This is a genomic window from Nocardia sp. NPDC004415, from assembly GCF_053602435.1.
The window spans coordinates 19,843-33,256 of the sequence record NZ_JBSGDP010000025.1 but is presented as its reverse complement, the minus strand read 5'-3'; the positions used below and the strand labels follow the sequence as shown (position 1 = coordinate 33,256).

The following is a 13,414-nucleotide window of genomic DNA, read 5'->3' as shown; positions in this document are numbered from 1 at the left end:
TAGCCGCTGCCCGGTCATGCGCTTTCCACCTATCCATCCATGCCGATCACCGCGCGCCGCTGCTGCGGCACTCCGGCGTCGCCGATCATCTCACCCAGCGCCACGATCGTCGCGCCCGCGCCATCCCCGGGTGCGGCCACCGCGACCGCCGCCTCGGTGAACACGTGACTCACCTCGTCCTCGCCGTCGTCGGGCGAGAGCACCACCGTCGCGCCCGCGATACCCGCGGCCACGATCTCCAGCACCGCGGCCACCGAATCCGGCCGCCCCGCGGCCCGGGTCCGCGACTCGAAGTTCAGCCCGGTGCGCTGGCCCACCCGTTCGGCGGCCCCGGCCAGCTCGTCGTAGCTGAGCGTGCGGCCGCCGCCGACGAAGGCCACATCGTCGCCACGCAGCGCACGGGTGCGGTGCGCGTAGCCGATCGGGCGCGGCGACTCGGCGGCCAGTTCGGCCTCGAGCGCCGGGTCGGCCAGGTCGTACCAGTCCAGGCCGTCGGGAACATCATAGATGTCCAGCGTCAGACCGAGTTTCACCTCCAGGCCGTGTGGCAGCTGGGCGTCGAGCCGGGCCAGCGGGACCACCGCCGCGCCGGCCTTGAGCACCGCCCAGGTCGCGATCGCCGCCTGCACACCCCGGTCCAGCCGCACCGCGACACCGGTGCCGGGGCCCGCACCGCGCGCGATGAGCGAGCGGGCCAGTTGCGAAGAGCGGGCGTCGAATTCGTAGTAGGGCAGCTCGGTGCCGCCCAGGTCGAGGGCGGGTGCCTCCGGGTCCTCCTCGACGGCCGAGGCCAGTTCCTGGGCCAGGGCGGCGCCGTTGGCCGAGGGCACCGGCGCGTACGCCGCGGCGGTGAGTTCGCGTTCGCGCTGCTGGGCGTCGCGCAGGTCGATGTCGCCGATGCGCACCCGGGGATCGGCGGCCACCGCGTTGACGATCTCGGTGAGCCCGTGGGCGAACATCGTCACCGTCGGTTCGTCGAAAAGGTCGGTGGCGTAGGTGAACACGATGTTCACCTCGTCAGGTTCGCCCTGCTGGGTGAGCCGCGGTTCCACGTTCACCTGCAGGTCGAACTTGGCCGGGCGCGCGGCCAGGTCCATCGCCTCGATGGTGAGCCCGGGCAGCCGCAGCACCGGCGCCTCGTTGTTGTGGAACGAGAGCACCACCTGGAACAGCGGATTGTGCGAGACGGTGCCGGTGGGCGCCACCTCCTCGACGATCCGCTCGAACGGCAGGTCGGCGTGGGCGAAGGCGGCCAAGTCGACTTCGCGTGCGGCGGTGACCAATTCGTCGAACCCGCGCTGCGGTGAGACCTCGGTGCGCAGGGCCAGCGTATTGACGAACATGCCGACCAGGTCGTCGAGTTCCGGTTCGCCACGACCGGCGATCGGCGTACCGATCGTCACATCGGCACTGCCCGAGAGCCGGGCCAGCAGCACGGCCAGTGCCGCGTGCACCACCATGAACAGCGAGGCATTGTGCGCGCGGGCGATATCGGTGAGCCGCACGTGCACGTCGGCGGGCAGCGTGGTGGTCACGTCGGCGCCGCGCAGCGAGGCGTGCGGGGGCCGGGGATGGTCGTGCGGCAGTTCGACGGTGCCGGACTGCCCGGCCAGGGTGCGCCGCCAGAAATCCAGTTGCCTTGTGGCGGTGGACTCCTCGTCGGATTCGTCGCCGAGGACCGCGCGCTGCCACAGCGCGTAGTCGGCGTACTGCACCGGCAGCGGCGCCCAGCTGGGCGAGCGACCCTCGACCCTGGCGCGGTAGGCGATCACCAGGTCGCGGGCCAGCGGTGCCAGCGAGGCACCGTCGGCGATGATGTGCTGCACCACCACGGCCAGCACGTGTTCTTCCTCGGCCAGCGGGTCGTCGTCGGGCGCGGTGAACAGCCCGGCGCGCAACGGAACCCGTTCGGCCACATCGAAACCGCCTGCGAGCAACCGCATCACGCGCTCGCGCGGATCGTCGCACTCCTCCACCGGCAGACCGTTGGGCAGCACCGCGCTGACCGGCAGGATCTCCTGGTACGGCACGGCGTCGGGGCCGTCGGCCGGGAAGCGGGTGCGCAGCGCCTCGTGCCGTTCGAGCAGGTCGGCCACGGCGTAGCGCAGGGCGGAGGTGTCCAGCGCGCCGCGCAGGCGCAGCACCAGCGGGATGTTGTAGGCCGGGGAATCCGGGTCGATCCGGTTGAGCAGCCACATCCGCTGCTGGGCGGGCGAGAGCGGGACACGGCCACGCTCCTGCGCCGGGAGCAGCGGCGGGCGCGGGGCGGCGACCGCGCCCGGACGCACCCGGCTCGCCAGCGTGGCCACCGTGGGCGACTCGAACAGGTCGCGGACCACCAGGTCGGCGCCGAGGGCCTGGTCGATCCGGGCGATGGCCCTGGTCGCCAGCAGCGAGTTGCCGCCACGGTCGAAGAAGTTGTCGTCCAGGCCCACTTCGGGCACGCCCAGCAACGTCGCGAAGACCTCGGCGATGCTCAGCTCGATCGGTGTGGTCGGCGCCCGGAAGACGGTGGCGGCGGTGAACTCCGGCGCGGGCAGCGCGGCCTTGTCGAGCTTGCCGTTGGCGGTCATCGGCAGCCCGGCGACCACCACCACGGCGTCGGGAACCATGTAGCCGGTGAGAAAATCGGCGACGGCACCGCGCACCGCGACCGGATCGAGGGCGGCACCGGCCGCCGGGACGACATAGCCGATCAGCCGGTCCCCCGCGTGTTCGTCGGCGCGCACCACCACGGCGGCCTGGCCGACGCCGGGCACACCGAGCAGCGCGGCCTCGATCTCGCCGGGCTCGATCCGGAAGCCGCGCAGCTGCACCTGCTGGTCGCCGCGGCCGCCGTACTCGAGGGTCGGGGTGCCGCGGAAGCCGATCCAGCGACCGAGGTCGCCGGAGCGGTAGCGGCGGGCACCGGGCGGGCCGAACGGGTCGGCCACGAACCGGGTGGCGGTGAGTCCCGGCTTGCCGAGGTAGCCGCGGGTGACCTGGTTGCCCGCGATGTAGAGCTCCCCGGCCACGCCGAAGGGCACCGGCCGCAGCCGGTCGTCGAGCACGGCCACCGACAGTCCGGGCAGCGACCGGCCGATCAGGCTGCCGGGCAGCTCCACCGGCGCGCCGTCGGCGTCGGCGGGGCGCGGGGTGATGGCCATGTGCGAGACGTGCACGGTGGTCTCGGTGATGCCGTACATGTTCACCAATTGCGGTGCGCCCGGCCCGAATCCGTAGCGGTCGTACCAGCGGTTGAGCTTGCGCGGGTCCAGCGCCTCGCCACCGAAGATCACATAGCGCAGCGCCAGCGGCGCGGCACCGGCGGCCTGGGCGGCCCGGTCGGCCTCGTCGAGCTGGGCGAACGCGGTGGGGGTCTGGCTCAGCACCGTCACCCGTTCGCGGGCCAGCAGCTCACGGAACTCGATCGGCGAGCGCGAGGTGAGATGGTCGACCACCACCACCGACGAGCCACCGGCCAGCGCGCACCACAGCTCCCAGATGGAGAAGTCGAAGGCGACCGAGTGGAACACCGTCCACACGTCGGATTCGTCGAAGGTGAACAGCAATTGGGTGTTGGCGAACAGTTCCAGCACATTCCGGTGACTCACCGCCACGCCCTTGGGCAGGCCGGTGGACCCGGAGGTGTAGATGACGTAGGCGAGGTGGTCCGGCCGCAGCGGCGCGCGCCGCTCCTGCGGACGCACCGGCGCGGTGGAATGCGCCGACCGCTCGTCGAGCAGCACCACCGGCAGCCCGGCGGCGGGCACCCGGTCCAGCTCGGACGAGGTGGTCAGCAGCACAGTCGGTTTCGCGTCGGCGAGGATGTACTCGAGGCGCTGGGCCGGGTAGCTCGCGTCGATCGGCAGATATCCCGCGCCCGCGAGCAGCACCGACAGCAGCGCCACCGGAAGTTCCTCGGTGCGCGGAACGGCCACGGCCACCAGGGTTTCCGGGCCCGCGCCGTGGGCGATGAGGGCCCGTGCGAGCGCCGAGGCCCGGCCGAGCAGTTCGGCGAAACTCAGCGAGTACTCCCCCGCGCGCACGGCGACGGCGTCGGGCCGCTGCTGGGCCTGCGCGGTGATCAAATCGGCCAGCGTGACCTCGGGCACCGCCATGCCCGGCGAATCCCCTTCGCGCAGTACCAGTTCGCGCTCACCGGGCGCGAACACGTCGATGTCGCCGACGGGGGCGGCCGGGTCGGCGACCACGGCGGCGAGCACCCGTGACCAGCGGTCGGCGAAATCGGCCACGGTGGCGCGGTCGAACAGATCGGTGGCGTAGACGAACGAGACCGCCATGCCCTGTGGGGCACCGTCGGCGCCGATGTGCTCGGCCAGCTCCACCTGCAGGTCGAACTTGGCCAGCGGCACCGTGAAGTCCGCGCCGGACACCGCCAGACCGGGCAGTGCCAGGTCGGTGCGGGCCAGGTTCTGGAAGGTGAGCATCACCTGGAACAGCGGGTGCCGGGCGGTCGAGCGCACCGGTTCCAGCAGTTCGACCAGGCGCTCGAAGGGCACGTCGGCGTGGCCGAAGGCGGCCAGGTCACCGGCCCTGACCTCGGTGAGCAGATCGGTGAAGCGGGTGCCGGGGTGTACCTCGGTGCGCAGCACCAGCGTGTTGACGAACATGCCGATCAGCTCGTCGAGCGCCTGCTCGCCGCGCCCGGCCACCGGCGTGCCGATGGCGATGTCGCGGGTGCCGGAGAGCCGGGCCAGCAGCAGCGCCAGCGCCGTGTGCACCACCATGAACAGCGTGGCGTTGTGTTCGCGGGCCAGCGCGGCCAGCCCGGCGTGCACCGAGGCGGGCACCTGGATGTTCATCGTGGCGCCGCGGCGGCTGGCCACGGCGGGCCGCGGGCGGTCGGCCGGCAGGTCGAGCTGCTCGGGCAGGTCCGCCAGCGTCGAGCGCCAGAAGGCCACCTGGGCGGCCAGCAGCGCCCTCGGGTCGTGCTCGGCGCCGAGCAGCTCGCGCTGCCACAGCGTGTAGTCGGCGTACTGCACCGGCAGCGGCGGCCACTGCGGCGCGCCCCCGCCGCGGCGCTCGGCGTAGGCGGTGAGCAGATCGCGCGTCAGCGGCGCGAAGGAGAACCCGTCGGCGGCGATATGGTGCACCACGCACACCACCACGTGCTCGGTCGCAGCGCTCGATGGCGCCGCGTCCGAGTGCCCTGCGTGGTCACGCTCCGCTACCGCCTCCGGGCCCGCCGGACGCGACGCAGAAAGTACCAGCACCCGCACCCGCACCGGCGGCCGCGCGGTGACGTCGAACCCCGTCAGCGCCGCGGCGGCGATGGCCTCGGTGACCTCGCTCTCCGCGACCTCGACGACCTCGAACTCCGGCGCGGCGGCCGGATCGCCCGCGGCCAGCACCACCTGGTGGCCCTCGCCGTCGAGCACGGTGTCGGTGGGGACGCCGTCGTACACCGGGTAGACGGTGCGCAGCACCTCGTGCCGGGTCACCAGGTCGGCGACGGCGGCCTGCAGCGCGGGCAGGTCGATGCGCCCGGACAGGCGCACGGCGACCGGGATGTTGTCCACCGCCGAGGCGGGATCGAAGCGGTTGAGGAACCACATCCGCTGCTGCGCGTAGGACAGCGGCACCACCGCCGGGCGCGGGCGCGGGGTGAGCGCGAGTGCCCGGGCCGAGGCCCGCTGCTGCTCGGCCCTGGTGGCCAGTCCGGCGACCGTCGGCGCCTCGAACACCGCCTGCACCGGCACCCGCACGTCGAGCGCGGCCCCGATCCGGGCCACCGCCTGCGCGGCCAGCAGCGAGTCGCCGCCGAGTTCGAAGAAATCGTCGTCGGCACCGACCCGCCCCGCGCCGTCGCGCAGCAACAGCGCGGCGAACACATCGGCGACCACCTGTTCGGCGGGCGTCGCGGGCGCGCGGAAGCCACGCACGGTGAACACCGGCGTCGGCAACGCGGCGCGATCGAGCTTGCCCACCGAGGTCAGCGGCAGCGCGTCGAGCACCATGATGACGGCCGGAACCATGTACGCAGGCAGCGATTCGGCGAGGAACTCCGCGAGCGCGCCGGTGTCGACGGAGTGGCCGACGCGCGGCAGCACATACGACACCAGCCCGGTCGCCCCCGAGGGCATGGCCTTGCCGAGGGTCACCGCGTAGTCGAGATCGGGGTGCGCGGTGAGCGCGTTGTCGATCTCGCCCAGCTCGATCCGGAACCCGCGCACCTTCACCTGGAAGTCGGTGCGGCCCAGGTATTCCAGGCTGCCTTCCGGCTCGAGCCTGCGCACCAGATCGCCGGTGCGATACAGCCTGCCCGCGCCGAACGGCGAGGCGACGAAACGTTCCGCGGTGAGCCCCGGCCTGCCCAGATAGCCCTGCGCGAGCGCGGGCCCGGACAGATACAGCTCGCCGACGACACCCGCCGGCACCGGCCGCAGCCGCGCGTCGAGCACGTAGAGGCCCATGCCGGGGATCGCGGTGCCGATGGTGATCGGCGCGTTCGCCCGCAGCGGGCGGGTACTGGTGGCCAGGATGGTGGCCTCGGTCGGCCCGTAGCCGTTGTAGAAGGCCCGCGCGTCGGTGGCCCAGCGGCCGACCAGTTCCGGACCGAACCGGTCACCGGCCACGACGACCGCGCGCAGATCCGGCAGCCCGGCCGGATCGACCGACTCCAGCGCGCCCGGGGTGATCAGCAGATGGGAGATCCGTTCGCGGCGCAGCAGATCCGACAGCTCGAAGCCGCCGAAGATCCGCGGCGGCGAGATCACCAGGGTGGCGCCGGTCGCGAAAGCCAGCAGCAGCTCCAGCACGGAGACGTCGAAGTTCGGCGAGCACACATGCAGCACACGCGAATCCGGCTCGACCCCGTAGTGCTCGCGTTCGGCGGCGACCAGTGCGGCGAGGCCGGTGTGGGTCACCACCACGCCCTTGGGCTTGCCGGTGGACCCGGAGGTGTAGATGACGTAGGCCGGGTGCCGCTCGTCGATCGGCCGCAGCCGGTCGGCGTAGCTCACCGCGTGCGCCTGCCGCGCGGCGATGCGCTCGGCGACCACCGGATCGTCGAGTTCGATCCAGTACAGACTGGTGCCCAGCAGCGCGCGGTGCGCGGCGGTGGTGAGCCCCAGCACGGCACCGGAGTCGGCGACGATGTGCGCGATCCGCTCGCCGGGATAGGCCGGATCCACCGGCACATAGGCGGCACCGGTCTTGGCCACGGCCCAGACCGCGAGCACCGATTCGATCGAACGGGCGATCGCCACGGCGACCACGTCACCGGCGCCGACACCACGGTCGATCAGCTCACGGGCCAGCCGGGAGGATTGTTCGTCGAGCTCGCGATAAGTGAGTTCCCGTTCACCACCGGGCATCCCGGTGGGGTTGTAGCGAACAGCTATCGACCCGGCCGCGGATTCGACGGCGGCCGTGAGCAACTGGCCGAACAATGTACCGGTAGGACGACGCCTACCGGTGCGGCCAGAGCGGCGGGAGTTTTCCACAGACCAATACACCTCTCGCGTCCGGCGGGCCGATTCGGACACAGCATAGCCACACCTACCTTGCTACCGCCGACCGTCGCCGAGGTGTGCGCCACGACACACCAACTCTCTCGAAACGAAATCGTAATCCCCCGGCGACCCGTTACGGGCCGCTATCCGACTACCGCTCGAAAAGGGCGAGGACCTGCGCCGTTACCGGGCCGATCGTGGCCGATGCCACGGGTGAGAGCAGTTCGTTATGACCGGAGTCCACCGGATGATCGGTGATGACCCCACTGATATGGGCCCGCCAGCGCGAGGCGCCGCCGCGTAGCGCCGCCGGATCGCGCAGGGCGGTGAAGTAGGTGAGATCACCGTCGTATCGGGTCGGCGACAGTTCGGTCACCGCCGCCACCGTGTGCAACGCGCCGCGATACATGCCGACGAACTGCTCGCGCGAGATCGGGAGGTCCGCGGCCAGTGTGGCGTGCAGCGCGCCGACGGCCTCGTCGCTCAGCTCGGTGAGCCGGTCGGCGGCGGGCAGTTGGTGATCCGGGATTCCCAGCTCGATCAGGGCGTGGCGCAGCTCGTCCCGGAAGCCGGTCAGGTCGGCGCCGGGGACGCTGTCGAGCATGGTCAGCGAGGCCACCGTTTCCCCCTCGGCCTGGAGCCGGGTGGCGACCGCCTGGGCGAGCACACCGCCCAGCGACCAGCCGAGCAGATGGTAGGGCCCGTGGGGCTGCGCGCCACGGATCTCGGCCAGGTACCGGTCGACCAGTTCACCGGCCGAGGCGGGCCGGAAATCGGGGTCGCTCAGCGCCGGGGACTGGATGCCGATGATGGGCTGGTCGGCGGGCAGGTGCGGTTCGAGGCTCGCGTAGGCCCACGCCAGGCCCGAGACGGGATGCAGGCACAGCAGTGGCGGGCGGTCGCCGCCCGCGCGGATCGGCAGCACCACGGCGAGTGCGGCGGCCAAGTCGCGCGCACCCGCGTGTTCGTCGCCGACGCGGGCGGCCAGCCCGGCCACGGTCGGGTCGACGAAGAAGGCGGCCACGGTGAGTTCGGCGCCGGTGCGCTCGCGCAGCAGGTGCACCACGCGCGTCGCCAGCAGGGAGTTGCCGCCGAGGGCGAAGAAGTCGTCGTCGAGGCCGGGCCGTTCGGCGCCGAGGACCTCGGTGAACACCGTGGCGACGGCGATCTCGTCCGCGCTCTCCGGCGCCCGGTAGCTGCGGGGTTCGAGCGCGGGCACGGGCAGTGCCGCGCGGTCGAGTTTGCCGTTGGCGTTGAGCGGCAGGTGCCCCAGCACGACGAACGCGGCGGGCACCATGTAAGACGGGAGCACCTGCGCCACAGCCGCTTTCACGGTACTCACGGACAGACCGGCGCTGGATTCGGGCACGACGTAGGCGACCAACCGGTCACCGAGTCGCGCGTCGGTCTGCGCGATGACGGCGGCCTGCGCGACCCGCGGTACGGCCAGCAACGCGGCTTCGATCTCGCCGAGCTCGATCCGGAAACCACGGATCTTCACCTGGAAGTCGGTGCGGCCCCGGTATTCCAGTTCGCCGTCGGCGGTCCAGGCCACCAGGTCGCCGGTGCGGTACATACGGGCCGATGCGGCGAACGGGTCGGCGACGAAGCGGTCGGCGGTGAGATCGGGACGCGCGAAGTAACCGCGGGCCAGCTGCTCACCCGCCAGATAGAGCTCGCCCGAGACACCGACCGGCACCGGACGCAGACGCGCGTCGAGGACATAGACGCGACTGTTCCATTCGGGCGCGCCGATCGGAACCGTTGTGCGGTCCTTCGCGGTGACGCGGTGATCGGTGATGGAGACCGCCGCTTCGGTGGGGCCGTAGAGATTGTGCAGCGCGGCGGTGTTGCTGTCGAGGAACCGCTGGGCGGTCGCGGCGGGCAGCGCCTCGCCGATGGCGAGCACGCGACGCAGCGAATCCGGCAGGGCGCCACCGGCTTCGGTGAGCAGGGCATCGAGCATGGACGGCACGACATGCAGCGTGGTGACCGCCTGCCGGGCCAGCGTCCGCACCAGATACGCCGGGTCGCGATGCCCGTCGGGCGCCGCGATGACGAGCCGTCCACCACACACCGTCGCCGACCAGAACTCCCACACCGAGAGATCGAAGGTCGCGGCGGTCTTCAACAGCACCGAGTCGTCGCGACCGAGACCGAAACGGTCTGTCTTCCACCGCAGTTGGTTGACGATCGCGCCGTGCGACACGGCGACACCCTTGGGCTTGCCGGTCGAGCCGGACGTGAAGATCACGTAGGCCGTGTTCTCCGGCCGCAGCACACCCCGCCGCTCGTGCGCGGCGATCGGCGTGCCCGCGATCCCGGCCGGCTCGACCGCATCGATGACGACCACAGGCGCGGCACCCGCCACGGCCGGGTCTGCACCGAATCCGTCGCGTGTGGTCGTCAGGACGCGGACCGGCGCGGCGGTGTCGAGGATGTGGGCGATGCGGTCGGCGGGCTGGTCGGGGTCGATCGGCACATAGGCCGCGCCCGCCTGGGTCACCGCGTACATGGCGACGACCAGATCGGTCGATCGCCGGATGGCCAGGGCGACGCGGTCTTCCACGCCGACGCCCTGGGCGATCAGGTGCCGGGCCAGCCGGTTCACCCGGTCGGCGAAGTCGCCGTAGGTGAATTCGGTGCCGTCGGGATCGACCACGGCGACCCGGGTCGGTTGGGTGGCGGCGGTGTCCGCGAAGAGGTCGGCCAGGGTGGCCGGAGCGACGGGGTGATCAGTCGCGTTCCAGCCGTGCAGGATTCGCTCGCGCTCGGTATCCGAGAGCAGTTCGAGTTCGTCGACGGGGCGCTCGGGTGCGGTGGCGACGGCGGCCAGCACCCGGGCGAAGCGGTCGGCGTAGCTCTGGGCGGTGGCCTCGTCGAAAAGGTCGGTGGCGTAGGTGAACACACCGCTGATGCCCTGGGCGATGCCGTCGGCGTCGTAGTGGTCGGCGACGATGGCGTGCAGGTCGAACTGCGAGACTGCCAGGTCGACGTCGACCGCCTCGACCGCCGCCTGCCCCAGTTCGAGGCCGGTGCGGGTGAGGTTCTGGAAGGACATCCCCACCTGGAACAGCGGGTGCCGGGCCGTGGAGCGGGCCGGGTTGATCGCCTCGACCAGCCGCTCGAAGGGCAGGTCGGCGTGGGCGAAGACCTGTAGGTCGATATCGCGCTGGCGGGCCAGCAGGTCGGCGAAGGGCTCACCGGGAGTGAGGGTGGTGCGGAAGACGAGGGTGTTGACGAACATGCCGATCAGGTCGTCGAGCGCGGCCTCACCGCGCCCGGCGATCGGGGTGCCGATGGCGAGATCGTCGGTGCCCGCCAGCCGGGCCAGGGTCACCGCGAGCGCGGTGTGCACCACCATGAACAGCGTGGCGCCCTGTTCCCGGGCCAGCGCCACCAGCGCGCGATGGGTCTCGGCGTCGATCTCGACGGGCACGCGCCCGCCCGCGAAGGACTGTACGGCCGGGCGCGGCCGGTCGGCGGGCAGGTCCAGCTGGTCGGGCAGCCCGGCCAGCGCCTCGCGCCAGTAGGCCAGCTGCGCCGAGGCCAGCGAGTCCGGATCGTCTTCGCTGCCGAGCAGCGCGCGCTGCCACAGCGCGTAGTCGGCGTACTGCACGGGCAGCGGTGCCCAGTCCGGCGCGGCACCGGCCGCGCGGGCGCCGTAGGCGAGCATGAGGTCGCGGGTCAGCGGGGTCAGCGAGGAACCGTCACCGGCGATGTGGTGCACGACCACGGCCAGCACCGATTCGTCGTCGCTGAGCTGGAACAGCGCCACCCGCACCGGCACCTGGCCGCGCACATCGAACCCGGACGAGCCGAGTTCGTGGGTGGCGGCGGTGAGCTGGTCGGCGGTGATCCGCCGCACCTCGAGCCGCGGCGTGGCGTCGGAGGCGGCCAGCACCTGCTGCACCGGCCCGTCGTCGGTCTCGGGGTAGATGGTGCGCAGCGTCTCGTGCCGGGCGACCAGATCGCCCACCGCGGCCCGCAGCGCCTCGACATCGATCGCCCCGTCGAGCCGCACGGCCATCGGGATGTTGTAGGCCACCGAGCCGGGATCGAACTGGTTGAGGAACCACATCCGCTGCTGGGCCAGCGAGAGCGGGACGCGCTCCGGCCGTTGCGCCGCCACCAGCGCGGGCCGCGCCCCGGCTCCGGCGGTCTCGGTGAGCCGCTGGGCCAGCGCGCCCACCGACGGCACCTCGAACAGCAGCCGGACCGGGAAGTCGGTGTCGAGCGCGGCGCCGAGGCGCGCGGCGACCTGGGTGGCCAGCAGGGAGTTGCCGCCGAGGGCGAAGAAGTCGTCGTCGAGGCCCAGCGTCGCGTCCTCGGCCAGGTCGAGCACCTGCGCGAAGGTCCCGGCGACGATCTGCTCCACCGGTGTGGTCGGCGCCCGGAACTCGGCGTGCTCGAGCACCGGTTCGGGCAGCGCCCGCCGGTCCAGCTTGCCGACCGGGGTCAGCGGGATGGTGTCCAGCGGCATGATCACCGTGGGCACCATGTGCGCGGGCAGGCTGCGTTCCGCGACTGCGACGAGTGCGGCCGGGTCGACGGTGGCACCCGGCGCGGCATGCACGTAGGAGACGAGAATCGTGGCGCCGCTGTCGAGTTCGTGTCCCACGGTGGCGGCGAAGTCCAAGCTCTCGTGACTCGACAGCACCGCGTCGATCTCGCCGAGCTCGATCCGGAAACCACGGATCTTCACCTGGAAGTCGTTGCGGCCCACGTATTCCAGTGCGCCGTCGGCGGTCCAGCGCACGAGGTCACCGGTGCGGTAGAGCCGGGAACCGGCCGGGTCGAACGGGTTGGCGACATAGCGCGACGAGGTCAGGCCGGGGCGGGCGTGGTAGCCGCGGGTCAGCTGGGCGCCGGTGATGTAGAGCTCGCCGGTGACGCCGGGCGGCACGGGCCCGAGCCGGTCGTCGAGGACGTATTCGGCGACGCCACCGATCGGCCCGCCGATGGTCAGCGGGTCGCCGGGCTTCAGCGGCACACTGATATTCGTGACGATGGTGGTCTCGGTCGGCCCGTAGACATTGTGGAACTCCCGCAGGGTCCCGTCGGCCAGCGGAACGGCCCAGCGCCGCAACAGATCCGGCGGACACGCCTCACCGCCGACGGCTACCACCCGGAAGTCGTCGAGTCCGGCCGGATCGATCGAGGCCAGCGCGGCGGGGGTGATGAACGCGTGGCTCACCCGTTCGCGGCGCAGCAGCGCGGCCAGGTCGTCGCCGCCGAATACGCTCGGGTCGACGATCACCATGGTCGCGGCCGCGCCGACCGCCAGCAGCAGTTCCAGCAGCGACGCGTCGAACGACGGCGAGGCGAAATGCAGGGTGCGCGAATCGGCTTCGACGCTGTAGAGCCTGCGCTGTTCCGCGCAGAACGGTGCCAGCCCGGCCTGGCTCACCGCGACACCCTTGGGCAGGCCGGTGGAGCCGGACGTGTAGATGATGTAGGCCAGATCCTCCGCGCGCACCGGACGCAACCGGTCGGCATTGGTGATCGGTTCGCCGGAGACCTCATCGAGCAGCGCCTCGGCCCGCGCACCGTCGATGGCCAGCCAGTCGACCTCGGTGGGCAGCCGGTCGGCGACGGCGGTAACAGTCAGACCGAACACGGCGCCGGAGTCGGTCACCATGTGCGACACGCGATCCGGCGGATAGTTCGGGTCTACTGGCACGAAACCGGCACCCGTCTTGGTGACCGCCCAGACCGCCAGCACCGACTCGATCGAACGCGAGATGCCCAGGGCCACCAGGTCGCCCGCGCCGATGCCGCGCGCGATGAGCAGGCGCGCGATCCGGGTGGACCGCTCGTCGAGTTCGGCGTAGGTGCGGCTGTCGATGGTGCGGGTGGCGTCGGCGAGGACGACGGCGGTGGCGTCGGGAGCGGTCTCCACAGCGGTGGCGAGCACCTGCGCCAGGGTGGTCACCCGGGGCCGCCGCGTGCGCACC

At 72.0% G+C, this 13,414-nt stretch carries 2 protein-coding genes; both read right to left on the bottom strand.

What is annotated here, in order from left to right:
- Window positions 1–29 precede the first annotated feature (29 nt).
- Complete coding sequence (locus ACWEMY_RS14480) at window positions 30–7,448, bottom strand: amino acid adenylation domain-containing protein (protein WP_452390405.1); 7,419 nt, start codon at window positions 7,446–7,448, stop codon at window positions 30–32.
- 160 nt (window positions 7,449–7,608) lie between these two features.
- Complete coding sequence (locus ACWEMY_RS14475) at window positions 7,609–13,413, bottom strand: amino acid adenylation domain-containing protein (RefSeq protein ID WP_452390404.1); 5,805 nt, start codon at window positions 13,411–13,413, stop codon at window positions 7,609–7,611.
- Window position 13,414 lies beyond the last annotated feature (1 nt).